Source organism: Gammaproteobacteria bacterium (genome assembly GCA_033344735.1).
In the GTDB taxonomy this organism is placed as follows: Bacteria; Pseudomonadota; Gammaproteobacteria; order UBA4575; family UBA4575; genus UBA1858.
Map to the genome: position 1 here is coordinate 1,485,156 of JAWPMW010000001.1, position 14,629 is coordinate 1,499,784.

General features: G+C 39.8%; 15 protein-coding genes. 7 read left to right on the forward strand and 8 right to left on the reverse strand.

Features of this window, described 5'->3' with window-relative positions; all coding sequences use genetic code 11:
- Positions 1-107: 107 nt before the first annotated feature.
- From R8G33_07680 to R8G33_07700, 5 genes are all read right to left on the reverse strand, one after another.
- The gene (locus R8G33_07680; protein ID MDW3095535.1) at positions 108-761 is read right to left on the reverse strand and encodes a DUF2490 domain-containing protein; all 654 of its coding nucleotides are present in this window, start codon (positions 759-761) and stop codon (positions 108-110) included.
- A 153-nt stretch (positions 762-914) separates the two neighbouring features.
- A complete protein-coding gene (locus tag R8G33_07685; protein ID MDW3095536.1) occupies positions 915-1,385 on the reverse strand; it encodes a DM13 domain-containing protein in 471 nt (156 codons plus the stop codon).
- Positions 1,386-1,451: 66 nt separating this feature from the next.
- On the reverse strand, positions 1,452-4,526 hold the full coding sequence (locus tag R8G33_07690; protein MDW3095537.1) for an efflux RND transporter permease subunit: 3,075 nt from the start codon (positions 4,524-4,526) through the stop codon (positions 1,452-1,454).
- 18 nt (positions 4,527-4,544) lie between these two features.
- On the reverse strand, positions 4,545-5,654 hold the full coding sequence (locus tag R8G33_07695; GenBank protein MDW3095538.1) for an efflux RND transporter periplasmic adaptor subunit: 1,110 nt from the start codon (positions 5,652-5,654) through the stop codon (positions 4,545-4,547).
- On the reverse strand, positions 5,621-7,921 hold the full coding sequence (locus R8G33_07700; GenBank protein ID MDW3095539.1) for a TolC family protein: 2,301 nt from the start codon (positions 7,919-7,921) through the stop codon (positions 5,621-5,623). The genes R8G33_07695 and R8G33_07700 overlap by 34 nt, the downstream gene beginning before the upstream one ends.
- Positions 7,922-8,051: 130 nt before the next feature.
- Here R8G33_07700 and R8G33_07705 point away from each other — a divergent pair, with 130 nt between their 5' ends.
- The gene (locus R8G33_07705; protein MDW3095540.1) at positions 8,052-8,522 is read left to right on the forward strand and encodes a hypothetical protein; all 471 of its coding nucleotides are present in this window, start codon (positions 8,052-8,054) and stop codon (positions 8,520-8,522) included.
- Positions 8,523-8,574: 52 nt separating this feature from the next.
- Here the strand turns inward: R8G33_07705 and R8G33_07710 are convergent, their stop codons facing one another.
- Entirely contained in the window at positions 8,575-8,934 is a 360-nt protein-coding gene (locus R8G33_07710; protein ID MDW3095541.1) for a hypothetical protein, read from the reverse strand.
- A gap of 172 nt (positions 8,935-9,106) precedes the next feature.
- Positions 9,107-9,541 (reverse strand): hypothetical protein, encoded by a 435-nt coding sequence (locus R8G33_07715; protein ID MDW3095542.1) that lies wholly within the window; start codon positions 9,539-9,541, stop codon positions 9,107-9,109.
- A 139-nt stretch (positions 9,542-9,680) separates the two neighbouring features.
- Between R8G33_07715 and R8G33_07720 the strand changes: the two genes are divergently transcribed.
- The 5 genes from R8G33_07720 to R8G33_07740 all read left to right on the forward strand — a co-directional run bounded on the left by R8G33_07720 (position 9,681) and on the right by R8G33_07740 (position 13,647).
- Positions 9,681-10,808: an ABC transporter permease gene (locus tag R8G33_07720; GenBank protein ID MDW3095543.1), complete on the forward strand. Its 1,128-nt coding sequence runs from the start codon at positions 9,681-9,683 to the stop codon at positions 10,806-10,808.
- A 1-nt stretch (position 10,809) separates the two neighbouring features.
- A complete protein-coding gene (locus R8G33_07725) occupies positions 10,810-11,565 on the forward strand; it encodes an ATP-binding cassette domain-containing protein (GenBank protein MDW3095544.1) in 756 nt (251 codons plus the stop codon).
- Positions 11,562-12,557, forward strand: a complete 996-nt coding sequence (locus R8G33_07730) for an MlaD family protein (protein ID MDW3095545.1) — start codon at positions 11,562-11,564, stop codon at positions 12,555-12,557. Before R8G33_07725 ends, R8G33_07730 begins: the two co-directional genes overlap by 4 nt.
- Before the next feature lie 14 nt (positions 12,558-12,571).
- The gene (locus R8G33_07735) at positions 12,572-13,180 is read left to right on the forward strand and encodes a PqiC family protein (protein ID MDW3095546.1); all 609 of its coding nucleotides are present in this window, start codon (positions 12,572-12,574) and stop codon (positions 13,178-13,180) included.
- 98 nt (positions 13,181-13,278) lie between these two features.
- Positions 13,279-13,647, forward strand: coding sequence for a group 1 truncated hemoglobin (locus R8G33_07740; GenBank protein MDW3095547.1), 369 nt, complete (start codon positions 13,279-13,281; stop codon positions 13,645-13,647).
- 42 nt (positions 13,648-13,689) lie between these two features.
- On the opposite strand, the gene R8G33_07745 is transcribed toward R8G33_07740, so the two are convergent.
- A complete protein-coding gene (locus tag R8G33_07745) occupies positions 13,690-13,896 on the reverse strand; it encodes a SlyX family protein (protein MDW3095548.1) in 207 nt (68 codons plus the stop codon).
- 122 nt (positions 13,897-14,018) lie between these two features.
- Here R8G33_07745 and R8G33_07750 point away from each other — a divergent pair, with 122 nt between their 5' ends.
- The gene (locus R8G33_07750; GenBank protein ID MDW3095549.1) at positions 14,019-14,615 is read left to right on the forward strand and encodes a LemA family protein; all 597 of its coding nucleotides are present in this window, start codon (positions 14,019-14,021) and stop codon (positions 14,613-14,615) included.
- The last annotated feature ends 14 nt before the right edge of the window (positions 14,616-14,629 follow it).

Genomic DNA, 14,629 nt, shown 5'->3' on the forward strand with positions numbered 1-14,629 from the left:
TATTTGTATAGGTGCTTTTTCAGGTTATATATTCTGGCTAATTGGTTTTTGGAAAACTAACAAGTGAGAATTTATACGCTATATACCACCTATGGTGATAATCTCAGTTAATAAAATAAATTCACACCAATCACCAAAGTGTGACGCGTAATGAAATCCCCCTGAATACGAATATGGTTATGGCGATAGCCCGCTTTGACCTTTGTATTATCAATCGGAAAAAAAGAAAGTCCGATCGTGGCCCAGTTAGCTTCAATCCAATCATTGCGTGTGCTGTAAAATATTTCGTTTTCTACGAAGGGCTGCATTTCTAAAAGCGTGAGCTTAAAAGGTGCGGTTGCTGTAAATTCTTGGCGAAGGCGAACATCATTTTCACGCCAATCGGGTTGACGAAACTCGATTCGCGAACGGCTGGTTAATCGCCAGCCATCATACATGTTGCCATAATAAGCTTCGACCATAGGTCGCCTTTCCGTGCGCCAACTCTCTCCAATCCGAAAGCGAGCAATCCGGTATCCGGCGCGAACGCTCCATTCCTTATTAAGATTATACCCAAGGCTGGCACCCGTATAACCAAGGAAAAGCTGTTCATTATCGCGGCGTGTTGCCAGATTGGAGCGAGAAAGCATAAACCATTCTTCGTTTATTGCCTTTTTCAGAAGTAGATTATAGCTCGAACCCCAATCATCTTCAGCTTGCACATCAGACACAAAAAGAATAATAAGAAGCAAAGTTAAAAAAAGTTGAACTGGAAATTTCATATTATTACTCAATAAAGTAATAGGGGACGGACCACGACTTTGATTAATTCATAGAAATATAAGTAGTGAATAGCAGTCTATTCCCCTATTACTTTCTATAGTCACCTTTCGACTCAAAAGCGGGTATACAATAAATTGGAATGCGTGTTTAATTTATTGATATTTTGCTGCAGAGATAAATTCACCAAAAGACTCACACCAAATTATGACTGTATTAAATTTGCTAGGATCTACAGAATCGGAAACAGCAACAATAAAATTTTCAAACGTTCTTACTGCATCTACTTTAATCATGGTTGACTTAAGCTGCTTAAATTCTGACTCTGTTTCAACAAACTTTGGTGATAAATATAAATTATAATCTGGACCTGGGGCAATTGACCCTTCGAGCACAATAAATTTCCTGCCTACAAGTATTTTTCCATCTCCCCAGTGTAAAAAATCACTACCTTTTAAGTCCCTCTTGAACTGTCCAGTGAATTCCGCTTGCGCCGAAGCAGTAATCATTTCATCTTCAGTCGGAGCATTTGGAGCGGTAATAATGGGTAAGGTATAAATACCTACCACAAATCCAAACATAGCAAATAAGAAATGTGTAACTATTAGGATACTAATCTTTTTCATAAAATTCCTGATTATGAAATATTTCTTAAGGTCCGCTTTGGACCGAAAGCAGTCTTTAATAACAAATCAATATTTGTGCTTCACTCGATACAAAATTGAATACAGCACTGGTACAAATAGCAGTGTTATGACGGTAGCAAAGGCCAGACCAAAGATCACAGCAATAGCTAGGGTCTCAAACATCGGGTCATGAGAAATCCATAATGGCAGCATGCCGCCGATGGTGGTTGCAGTGGTAACTAATATTGGTCGCATGCGTTGTTTGGCGGCATCGATGATTGCAAAATGCATTTCTTTGCCTTCTTCTTCAATCTCCAATTGAATACGGTCTATGAGCACAATGGCATTATTAATAATTATACCTGCCAGTGATATCACCCCAAGGATTGTCATAAATCCAAAGATCGAATTTGCAACAATTAATCCTACTGTCACGCCTATCATGCCTAATGGTATGGTGGTAAGTATGATGGTTGTTTTTCGCAAACTGTTAAATTGACCAACCAGCAACAAGAGAATCAACATTCCTGCTAATGGAAGTTTGGCAGCAATGGCAGCATTAGCATCACCAGAAGTTTCTGATTCACCGCCCTCCTCATAAGTAAATCCACGTGGCCAGCTATTTGATTCCTCTAATAAATATGGTGACAGGGTTTTATTAATTTCTGTCGCGGTAATACCCGGCACCAACTGTACACCAATTGTGATTGTTCTAACTCTGTCTCTACGATAAACAATGGGTGGTTGCCATTCTATAGTAACGTCTGCTACTTGCTTTAATGGTACAGAACTGCCACTTGTTTTAGAGTAAATAGTCATGCCGTCCAGCTTAGCTATATCTTCTCTATCTGCAGATACTGAGCGCATTGTGATAGGAATTAATTCATCTTGCTCTCTGAACTCAGTCAGCTCGATACCTGACAAACCAGCTTGCAATGACACTGCGACGTCTTCACTCGTGACACCTGCTCTTCTTGCACGACTCTGATCGACTGTGACCAATAGTTTTTTAGTTTGTAATCCCCAATCATCAACAACGTCTGCTACACCAGGAGTGTCGATCAACTTGTTTTTAATGGTGCTTGTGATCGAATACAGTTTTCCAATATCACTGCCCATCACACGCACTTCAATGGGGTAATCAATTGGTGAACCATTTTCAAGTTTTTTCATTTTTACTTCGAGATCAGGATATTTTACTCGCAAGTAATTTTGCGTCTGTTCGATCACATCAGGGATATCTAAATAACTATTAGTATTAATTATGAGTTGAGCTAAACGCGCATCACGCGGATCTGGATTTACTGTTAATACATAACGAGGTGCGCCTAATCCAATAAATGACACCCAACTATGAATACCGGCTTCACCAGACTTTGGTGTAACGACATGGTTATCCCGAAAGTACTGTTCTATATCAGCGACGACAGTCGCAGTTTCTTCGATGTCTGTGCCACGCGGCATGTTAAATTGCGCATTAATAATGGAATCAGTTTTTGGCGGCATAAACACTTTAGGCACTAAACCTAGTCCTTTTATAGCCACAACAAATAACACTACAACCAAAGCCAAGAAAATAATACGGTTGTTTAATGACAGCCGTAATAAAGAATCATAACGCCTGTCCAATACACTTTCTTTAGCTTCATTGCTGCCACCGTCTTTTTTAACTCTTAAAAACAAAGTCGTCATTAAGGGCAAGAAAGTCATAGCCAGCACCCAGGAAATCATTAACGCAATGGTAACTACTTTGAAAATGTCTGCAGTATATTCGCCAACAGTAGACTCAGCTAAAAAGATTGGCAAAAAGGCTGCAGCAGTCGTTAGAGAGGAAATTAATAGCGGTAACTTTAATTCATTGCATACAGCGATTGCAGCACTTACAACATTTTCACCCTTCTCCAAACGGACCAACACACCTTCCGCAACCACAATGGCATTATCCACTAATAACCCCAATGCAATTATCAATGCAGCCAAAGAAACCTGATTAATAGTGATATTAAATAATCCCATCGCCACAAAAGTAAGCACTACAACGACTGGCACCATAGTGGCCACTAATAAACCTGTGCGCAAACCTAAAAACACTAATAAGACAGCAATAATAATAGCGACGGCCTGGCCTAAATTACTCATAAACTTAGCAACGTCTCTATTCACGTAATCTGGCTGGTAAAATAATTTTTGCAGTGCAATGCCGTGAGGATATTGCGCCTCAATATATGGGATTTCATCATCCAGGCGCGCGCCAAGATCTACAATGTTGCCGCCTTCTGTCATTGAAATAGAAATAATAATTGCCGGTTTGCCATTTACGCGTGCACGTTGAGTGGCGGGATCTTCATAATCCCTATATACAGTTGCGATATCTTCCAGATAAACAATACCGCCATCATTAGGTAACTGTATGACAGTTTTCTTCAAGTCTTCGACGCTTTCAAAGTTACCGGAAGGTTCCAGTGTTACTCGTTCTGGGCCAACACGAATGCTTCCACCTGATGAAATTATATTGAGCGAGGCTAGATCAGCATTGAGTTGCTGTGGCGACAAACCTAACTCGGTTAAACGTGCATTATTGTATTCAACAAACACGACTTCATTTTGAATGCCTTGAAGTTGCACTTTCGCGACATCATCAACTTTTAATAATTCGTCTTTAATTTCATCGGCAATGTCTTTCAGTTCGCGGTAACTAAAACCATCTCCCATTAAGCCATAAATAATTCCATAAACATCACCAAAGTCATCATTCACATGAGGACCATCAATACCTTGCGGCAGCGTGCTTTCAATATCTTCCACTTTACGACGAAGATCATCAAAGATCGGCCGCATGTTTTTATAGCTTTCTTTGTAGTTTGGCGTAATAACAGAAATGCCAGTACGCGATTGACTTGTTATAAAATCAATCTCCGGCATCTCCTGAACAGCTTTTTCAATCTTATCAGTGATTAAATTCTCTACTCGTTCTGGACTGGCACCAGGAAAGTAAGTAGTGATTTGGGCTGCACGAATGATAAAACCGGGATCTTGCGCTTTAGGTAATGCAAAGTAGGTGGAAATGCCAAATAGAATTAGTATCACAACTAAAATAATCGTGACCCGATTATTGCTAATCGCGAATTGGGTAATATTCATAATAAGTTACTCGTCTAACTATTCTACTTTAACTGTCATACCATCACGTATGACTGTAATACCGGCAGTAACGACATTATCTCCATTACTCAACCCGCTAGTAACTCGTACGCCTTGTTGAACAATCTCTTTAACTTCGACATAGGTCTTTTTGACAATTGCTTGTTTGTCATTATCACCAGGCGTTAAAATAAATGTGAAGTCGCCTTGCTCATCATGAGCGACGGCTGTTACAGGAAGAATAAAATAGTTCTCTTCATCACCATTGCTTTGAGTAAATTCTACTTCGGCAGCTAACCCGGCACGCAAACCTTCGTGTTCACCATCCAATGTTATTGTCACTGGAAACGCAGATGCTTGATCACTGCTACCACTACTGATTTCAGTCACACGGCCCGTATAACCAACGCTATCAACTGCTGTCAACGCTACATTTACCTTTTGATCTTCTTTTACTTGATCAATGTATGATTCTGGCACGTCCACAATCACTTCAACTTTCTTGCCACAGTTAACACTCACTACGACTTGACCAGAAGACACGTTTTCATTTTCTTTCACCGGTTTGGATGACACGATACATTCTTGCGGTGAATACAGATTTGCATAACTTAATTGCAAGCGTGCCGCTTCGACTTGTTGAGTATTCGCCTTGACTTGCGCTTTTGCAGATTCGGATGAAGCACGCGTGGTATCTAACTGGCTTTTTGATGCATTACGTTTTTCATATAGGCCGATAGTACGATTATATTCAGATTCCGCGCTGCGCAATGACGCTTTCGCAGAAGCCAACTCTGCTTTGGCTTGCTCATATAAGACTGAGTAATCATTGTTATCTAAACGCGCAACCAGCTGGCCTTTCTTTAAGTTATCACCAACACTCACAGGAATTTTATCAACGCGTCCTGATACACGAAAACTTAAATTTGCTTCGAGTTCAGCTTTAGTGACACCACTGAAAGTTTTGACTAACTTATCCGAACTATACGTAATGGCTTGATGCTTAACAGAACGAAGAGGTATTTCGATTACTTCTTCTTGCTTGTCGCAGCCTGATAAAATTACTGCAGCACATAATGGTAAGATAAATTTTTTCATTGCATGGTTGCTCGCACTCGTTGCTGCCATAGTTTTATACCGTCTTGTTGTAACAATAAGTCAAAATTGCTTTCCGCTCTAAGCACATCCACCAAATTAATTAAAAATGCGTATCTTGCATCTGCCGCTTGTAACTGTGCAGCGAGCGCAGCATCTTGCGCATCAATTAAATCGGTAATTGATACTGCTCCTTCTGAATAAGAATCCGTCACTAACTCCAAGTTTTCGCTAGCCGCTGCCGCGGCATCCATTGCCAGACGAATAGATGAATGTGACGCGGCGGCATTATACAAAGCGGTACGCATGCGTGTTTCAACTCGTTCTTTCTCAGCTTCCTGCTGCAAATATAATTGGCGATGAGTATTTCGAGACTTTGACAATTGCGACTTTAATTGACCGCTAGTGAAAATAGGTAACGTTGCTTGAACGCCGATACTCCATTGATCATCATGAATACCCGTACCATTTAAATCAGAGCCTGCACCACTTCGACTGACGTTTTCTGTTAGTGAACTGGTGAGCGACACATCTGGCACATAGTAAGCCCGCTTATCCGCAGTCACCTGTCTATTTTGCGCTTTGATTAAATAATCGAAGCGTTTTACTTCTGGAGCATTTTCTTTGGCGATTTCAGACTGAAAGACAATAAACTTTTCCCAAGCTAATGGATTGTCATATAAATCACGATTTTCGCTGCGGTTTAGTTCAGATAGAACTTGTTGTATAGATTCATCCGATGTAGCTATCGGCTCAGATATAGGCAAATGCAGCACGCGGTAAAGCTCTGATTCAGAAATTAACCGGTCCGCTTCCGCCGCTAATAAACTTTGCCGGTCTCGGGCAATCTGACTTTTCCAACGCAGCACATCTGCTCTAGATGATTCACCAATCTGCACTCTAGATTTAGCTAATTCTAAATTGTCGCGAGTTAATTCCACGTTTGATTTCTGCACTTGCTCTAACGCAATGGTCCTCAATACATTAAGATATGCAGTTGCTGAAGATTGCAAGGTATCAAGCATAGTAATTTTTGTTTCTAAATTTGTACTACTACTTAAGTATTTGGAAATGGTGAAATTTGCCCATTGATCATCTGAATAAATTGTTTGTGATGCCTGTACACCAACATCTCCGGAATTTTCAGCAAAGCTTTGAGGGTTGGCCCGATCTTTATCAATTGTTTCGTATGAAGTATTTGCATTTAATTGAGGCAATAAACTTGAACGTGCAATATCAATATCATTATTTGAAATATCAATATTGACCTGACTTGCTTGCAAATCTACATTTGCCTCTAGTGATCTTGCCATCGCTTCTGACAAGGCCAGAACCTTGGCATTAGTTACAACATCATCGTATAAAAGCTCAGCATCTTCTAACTCTACCCACCGCGGTGAAACACCAATGGCACGCGCTGTTCTCATATTAATAGAGAGACGATCACTTTCATAAAAATCTACATTTAACTCTGATGCAGGCGTACCCAATAAAATACGGTACACATTGGTAGCAATGCGCCTTGCAAATATCACTTCATCATCTGCGCGACCTGCGACTGTGGCCATTAAACCTAGCTCTAATTCGCGTTGGCCAAGAAAAGAATAGGTAGGTAGTTTTTTCTCTATCAAATAATCAGCCAGTTCTCTGATATTGTCATCATTCACTCGCAGCAATGGCGCTACCATTACGGCATCTACACTTTCAGGTATTTGTGCAGCCATTTCACGAATGTTTTCCTTACCTTTAATTAACGTAATGTTAAATCCAAAATCTTTCGCTGCTCGATCTACTGTGCGAGTCAGGCCCGGAATTGCTTTAACCGGCAATTCATCAACCATTATTCCTAAATGATCAAACTGTACCAGGCTATGAAATCGCGTGAGATCGTCAGATACTGATTCCATAAACCTCATATAGACATAGTTGTTTTTACCGCTGGTATTATTGTCGTAAGGCATTTGTTGCAATGCCACATCAATCACGATGGGCGAGACAACTGGCCTTTTTAAGTTTTCGGTATGCGCTGCAAGATGAGAACCGACAATCCCCATGGTTAAAATAATATCGACCTGTTCGTTATTTAATAATGTATCTAGTTGTGACTGAATTCCTTCTACTGTCCAGTCACCATCAACAGCAAGTGATGCGGGAAATGAAATATTAAATTCGTCGCCAACGATAGTTCTGATTTCTTGCTTGACGGTGGGGAGTAGAACGAACTCTCTGGCTTGCGGGCCGTCCGAAAGCGTGGCGATAATAACATCACGCGCTATAGCTTGTACTGCAAAAATATTCACAAGCAAAATTAAACCCAGACACAGCAACCGAACTGAAAACAATGCAAAACCCTTATAATTATTTATGATTCTTATAAATCAATGTTACCATCTTTTATTCATTTATTGACATTGTACAGGAGCCATACCGATGATACGCAGTATCATGTTATTTACTTTTATTGTCTTTTTTATTACAAGCATCCAGGCAGATGAACTAGAATCTTCCAGAATTGAGCTTGAAGCGAAAAAGAAAGTTCAAATCTCAAAATCACTAGAGTTAACTTCTGAGCAAAGCGGCCCATTTTGGGATGTTTATGCCGCGTATGAACGTGATCTTGCCAAAATTACAAAAGAATCATTTGACTTGATTCGAAAATTCAGCGATCAACATCAAAAGAACACTATAACCGAGCAAAGCGCTTCAAATATGCTATCAGCTTTCTTCAGACTAGAAGGTCAAAAACTTCAAATGAAACAGCAATATTTAAGTGGCTTTAAAGAAGTTTTGCCTACGAAAAAAGTATTCCGTTTTTATCAGATTGATAACAAGATTGATTCGCTAATTCGTTGCGATATCGCCAAGAAGTTACCTCTGATTGAGCCTGACATGGAGTTTTAAATTACTAATTTAGGTGAGATAGCAAAAGCTGCTATCTCACCAATTGATTTCATTAGTGCTCTTCTTCTGGCTCACCCTGCCATAGCATTTCGTAACCCACTTCATAGGTCTCATTGGCATAATCTGCCAGCGCTTCAAATTTTTCCTTAAAAGTAGCATCAGCATGTGATTTTTCATGCTGCTCGAATGATTTCCAGTAGGTCACAATGGCGATGTGATCTTGCGTTTGCTGTTTTGACGCAAACGAACCTTCATCAGAGATAAAGCCACCAAACCTATACACCTGACCACCAATGAATCCGCCTTCGTCATCACCATAGGTGTTTTTCACTACATTACACATTTCACCTAAAGCTAGTTCGACATCTTCGACTTTTACGCCATCTTTTAATTTGACAACGTTGTATAGCATTACACACCCAAACGGGATGGAAAGCGCGTTAAACATAACAACTCCTTAGTGCAGTTAAAATTTCTGGCTCAAGTATATAAGAACTGTACAAATAATCGGTATCTCATTTGCGCTATAAAACGAAAGCCCCAAAGTGATATTGGGACTTTCAGAGCAATTCACATATTACAAATTAGATACATTTGTCATGATCGGGGTGTTTCTCGCAGAAATGATGGTGGGCTTTTTCTTTTGCTGTCAGACACTCTTCAGATTCCGGATCATCTTTGCAGGTTTGATGTAATCTGGCACGGACGCATTTCTTAGACCCTGGATGCTCATCACAGTACGCCTTAATCCGCTCTTTATATTCGTGGCATTTTTCTGAACCTGGATTTTGCTTGCATTCCTTCATTGCATGAAGTTTACGACAACGCTTTTTATTTGGGTGTGCCTGACAATAGTCTCGAGCCTTCTCTCTATATTCTAGACATTCGGATGATTCATGATTACCTTTGCAAGCGGCCCGCATATCTTTCCAAGCAAATCCTGCTTGTCCCTCATCCGCACTCACCATACCTGAAGATAAGACAAACAATAATCCCAACATACTCAAGACGTATCTCATAAATTTTCCTTTTAAAAATTTTGTCATCAGAATCAATAACGCCTCGAAAGCCGATTGGTTGACAAGATTGCAATATTTTCATCAGATTGATAGTGATACCATTACATACGGACATATAATTAATTATGGATAGCGCCATTTGAATTCATCTTCTGCACAACCTGACTTCAGACTCACGCGAGAGCAACAAACGACTCGCATAGAACTACTTGGTGACTGGCTGATAGAGCACTCTGTATCAAATACCCAGCAAACTATCGATAGCTTAAACACTCAATTTATTGAGTTAGACGCATCATCACTCGGCAAATGGGACAGCAGGTTAATTACCTTTTTAGTAAAATTACGCAAACATACCGATAACAATAACCTGGCATTAAATTTAGTCGAATTACCAGAAGGTGCTCAGCGACTTCTAAACTTGGCATTTGCTGTTGAAGCACCTGAGGGCGCTAAAAAGCTAAATAATAGAGAAAATTTCTTTTCTCGAATTGGAAAGAAATTTCTTTCTACACTTGCTAGCATAAAATCGATCATTTCATTTGTCGGAGAAATAACTTTATCTATTGGTCGATTTCTTCGTGGAAAGGCTAATTATCAGCGCTCAGATTTATGGGTGACTATTCAGGAAACTGGAGCAGAAGCATTTCCCATTGTTAGTTTAATAGCATTTTTAGTCGGCGCAATTCTAGCATTTGTAGGTGTTGTGCAACTTAATAAATTCGGCGCAGGTATTTATGTTGCTGATTTAGTCGCTGTAGGTGTGGTAAGAGAAATGGGCGCAATCATGACAGGCGTAATCATGGCAGGACGCACAGGTGCAGCGTTTGCAGCGCAGCTTGGCACGATGAAAGTTAACGAAGAAATTGATGCACTCACCACAATGGGAATAGACCCTATCGACTTTCTCGTGCTGCCCAAGATCATTGCTTTAATATTAATGCTACCTCTATTAAGTATCTACGCTAATTTACTTGGAGTAATGGGAGGTGCTGCAGTTTCACTCGCGGTACTTGATGTCAGTATTTATCAATATATGGTACAAACAATTTATTCTGTTAATTTAGTAGATTTTATTGGCGGCCTATTCAAGGCTATTATATATGGTGTATTAATTGCTATTGCTGGTTGTCGTTGCGGTATAGAGTGTGGCAAGAGTGCTGCAGCGGTTGGACTTGCCACGACTTCTGCGGTGGTGAGTGGTATTGTGGCTATTGTCGTGGCTAATGCCATTTTAAATGTTATCTATACTTTGCTTGATATCTAAAATGACTGATACACATATTTCTGTAGATAACCTCACTATGGCCTATGGCGATTATGTCATTCAACGAAATTTAAATTTTGCCATCAATCGTAACGATGTCTTTGTCATTATGGGTGGCAGTGGTTGCGGCAAAAGCACTCTACTTAAAATTATGCTGGGGCTGAAGTCCCCTGCAACCGGTACTGTTAATTACCAAGGCGACAGCTTTTGGGACGCAACTGACCATCAGCGAGATCAACTAAGGCGTGAGTTTGGCGTACTATTTCAAAGTGGTGCTTTATGGAGCTCAATGACATTAAAAGAAAATGTTGCCTTGGCACTCAAGCAATATACAAATCTATCTTACAATGAGATATCAGAGCTCAGCTCTTTAAAACTTGCTTTAGTAGGCCTTGCTGGATTTGAAGATTATTATCCAAATGAAATTAGTGGTGGAATGAAGAAACGTGCAGGACTTGCTCGTGCAATCGCCATGGACCCTGAATATTTATTTTTTGATGAACCTTCCGCGGGCTTAGACCCTCTTAGCTCGCGTCTACTTGATGATCTAATTTTAGAATTACGTGATAGTCTAGGTGCAACAGTCATCATTGTGACCCACGAATTAGCAAGTATATTTGCTATTGCTAACAACTCAGTATTCTTAGATCCAGAAACAAAAACTATGCTGGCTAATGATGACCCAAAATTTTTACGAGATCATTGCGACAATTTCAAAGTTAGAAACTTCTTACAACGTGGTGAAGCAAAACAATGAGTAAACAGGCTAATCCAACTATCATAGGTGCTTTCGTTGCAGGCGCCATTGCACTCATTGTTGGCAGTCTAATACTACTAGGAAGCGGTGCCTTATTTAGTGACAAGCAAACTTTTGTAACCTACTTTGATGGCTCTATACAAGGTTTAAGAGTGGGCGCTAATGTCAACTTTCGAGGAGTTCGAATTGGTCAAGTTCGCGATGTGCATGTACGATTTGATAATTCCATGAATGAGTTTGATTTGCCGGTCTATATCGAGTTGGAACCAGGCGCGATTCAATCTTCACAAGAGATACAGTTCACTAGCGATGATTCACAGAAAATGATGGGCACTTTAGTTGAACAAGGCCTTAGGGCAAAATTGCAAATGGAGAGCTTTGTTACTGGACAGTTATTAGTTGAGTTAGATTTTTATCCAGATAGCCCAATAGAGCTTCGTGGCGACAATAATAAAATTCTGGAAATTCCTACTATTCCTTCAGACATACAACTCGCCCTTGAACAGACACAAGATATTATGGCAAAACTAAGAAGTCTGCCTGTTGAAGATCTTGTCGTTAACCTTATATCTGCTGTCGATGGTATAGAGGAGTTCGTGCGCTCACCTGAAATGGGCAACACTCTAAAAGGGTTAAATCAATTAGTGAATTCGCCTGCCACTCAAAATATTACCCATGAATTACAAGCATCGATTAAGCATCTCAATTCAATCGCCGAAGAGATTAAAGTGATTATTCAGGAAACTAGCAAGCGAGTGAATCCAGTTATCGCTGACAGCGAATCCACATTAACAGAAATTCAAATGGCTGCTATTCAAATGCAAAAAACGTTCGAGGAAATTCAAACTAGTCTAGATGATGACAGTGTTCGATATGAACTTACATCTACTTTAGATGAATTACGAAACGCCGCTCGTTCGTTTCGCATCTACTTAGAATATCTAGAGCAACACCCCGAAGCATTTCTCAAAGGAAAACAGGAAATACAGTAAATCAAATGAGAATTATGAATATTCAAAATAAAACAATCTCAACTACCACTATTCTGAATACAATTATATTATGTATATTCGTCTCAAGCTGCTCAATTGGAGGCACCACACGATCTTCACAATTCTATGTTTTAGATGCAATTGCAACAGCAGACTCGCACGAAGCAAAAAACTTACATCTAGGCGTCGGTCCAATATTAGTTCCTGGATATATTAACCGTCCTCAAATCGTAACCAAATCAGAATCTGCAGAATTAATTTATGCAGAATTTGAGCGGTGGGCAGAGCCAATGGATGAAATGTTTACCCGCACACTAACGCAGAATATTACTATTAATTCCGGCTCAAATAGCATCATCAGCCACCCATGGTCTTCCAATGCCAATTTGAATAAGGAATTGACAGCAAAGATAATAAAATTTGAAAATAATAGTAAAGGTCATGCCTTGCTGATTGTGCAGTGGCAATTACTCAATAAAGATGATAAGAAACAAGCTTCTTCTGTTTACTCAGAATTTAGCGCATCTGCAAGAAGTACGAGCACACCAGATCGAGTATCCGCCTTAAATGACACCGTCAAACAATTTGCAGATGAAATACTCAGACTTATCTCAAATCAATAAAATTTCCGCCTGCGGCTGATACAGATCAATGTTAACCACAGTGATATTAATTATGCTCTCAAGCATAAATTACTTAAATCACATGAGGTTAGCTCTTTATGGAAGAAACACTGTTTGAAAAAATTGGCGGTAAAAATGCAGTAGAACTTGCTTCTATTAAGCTTTATTACCATATCTCGGAGGACGAAAGAATTAATAAATTCTTTGATAATGTTGATTTCAGAAAGCAATCTACCAAAATGACAGCTTTTTTGACTTACATATTTGGTGGTCCATCTCTCTATACTGGCCGAAATATGCGTAAATCACATAAAGATGTCGTGGCTAAAGGCTTAAGTGATGAGCATGTTGATGCCATGCTTGAAAATGTGCACACCACACTTAATGAAATGGGTATCGAGGCTGACTTACAAAAGCAGGTGTTAGCTAAACTTGAAAAACATCGTGATGATGTTTTGTGTCGTTAATTCAAATATCTGATAAAAATTAAACATCAATAAGCCGCCATATTAATAATGCGGCGGCTTTTCGTCGTGATCTGAACCCCCTCCCTGCGACCCACTCATTTCGCGCATTCTATCTTTAAGCGCTTGGCAGCAAAGCTCTAAGTCATCGATTTGCTTCTGCATAGCAATCACCACCGCACCCAATTCCTGAATACTATCTTCTTGATAGGCTATTTTTGATTGCAGCTCCATAAGAATATCTTCACTCATATAATCTCTCTTTTTATTTCAGGACTAACTCGACCAACGGATGCTATTTACACGCAAATTTCATTCTAATGGGCTTTATGATTTAGTACTATGTAGCCTATTTCAATCAACGGGGATCTAGCATGGATTGGTCAATTATTATCTTCCTAGTCATTATTGTAGCGATTGTTCTATTTGTCATTGGTATTTATAACAAACTGGTCAGCCTTAAAAATCGCTTTGAGAATGCCTTTGCTCAAATCGAAGTTCAACTTAAACGCCGTTATGATCTGATCCCAAACCTAGTCGAGACAGCCAAAGGCTATATTCAGCATGAGCGTGAAACACTTGAATCGGTTGTACAAGCTAGAAATGCTGCTAGTGCCATGCTCGACGCCGCAAAGTCTAATCCTGGCAGCGCCTCTGCCATGGCTGACTTAGCCGGCGCGGAATCTGCTTTAGCTTCTTCAATGGGGAAATTTAATTTAGTGGTTGAAGCATACCCAGATTTAAAAGCGAATCAAAACATGATGCAATTATCTGAAGAGTTAACTTCCACAGAAAATAAAGTGGCCTTCTCACGACAAGCATTTAATGATTCTGTTACTGCTTATAATGAGTATAGACAAAGTTTCCCACCTATATTTTTTGCTAGTGCATTTGGTCATCCAAATGATGCGGAATTACTTGTTATGGAAGATAGCGCTGAAATTCAGGCTGCGCCTAAAGTTTCTTTTTAAATAACCGCCATATC

Coding starts and splice junctions, on each gene's coding strand:
- R8G33_07690 (MDW3095537.1), bottom strand. CDS start 4,526: ATGAATATTACCCAATTCGCGATTAGCAATAATCGGGTCACGATTATT.
- R8G33_07730 (MDW3095545.1), top strand. CDS start 11,562: ATGAGTAAACAGGCTAATCCAACTATCATAGGTGCTTTCGTTGCAGGC.
- R8G33_07705 (MDW3095540.1), top strand. CDS start 8,052: ATGATACGCAGTATCATGTTATTTACTTTTATTGTCTTTTTTATTACA.
- R8G33_07680 (MDW3095535.1), bottom strand. CDS start 761: ATGAAATTTCCAGTTCAACTTTTTTTAACTTTGCTTCTTATTATTCTT.
- R8G33_07715 (MDW3095542.1), bottom strand. CDS start 9,541: ATGAGATACGTCTTGAGTATGTTGGGATTATTGTTTGTCTTATCTTCA.
- R8G33_07750 (MDW3095549.1), top strand. CDS start 14,019: ATGGATTGGTCAATTATTATCTTCCTAGTCATTATTGTAGCGATTGTT.
- R8G33_07725 (MDW3095544.1), top strand. CDS start 10,810: ATGACTGATACACATATTTCTGTAGATAACCTCACTATGGCCTATGGC.
- R8G33_07745 (MDW3095548.1), bottom strand. CDS start 13,896: ATGAGTGAAGATATTCTTATGGAGCTGCAATCAAAAATAGCCTATCAA.
- R8G33_07695 (MDW3095538.1), bottom strand. CDS start 5,654: ATGGCAGCAACGAGTGCGAGCAACCATGCAATGAAAAAATTTATCTTA.
- R8G33_07735 (MDW3095546.1), top strand. CDS start 12,572: ATGAATATTCAAAATAAAACAATCTCAACTACCACTATTCTGAATACA.
- R8G33_07710 (MDW3095541.1), bottom strand. CDS start 8,934: ATGCTATACAACGTTGTCAAATTAAAAGATGGCGTAAAAGTCGAAGAT.
- R8G33_07740 (MDW3095547.1), top strand. CDS start 13,279: ATGGAAGAAACACTGTTTGAAAAAATTGGCGGTAAAAATGCAGTAGAA.
- R8G33_07685 (MDW3095536.1), bottom strand. CDS start 1,385: ATGAAAAAGATTAGTATCCTAATAGTTACACATTTCTTATTTGCTATG.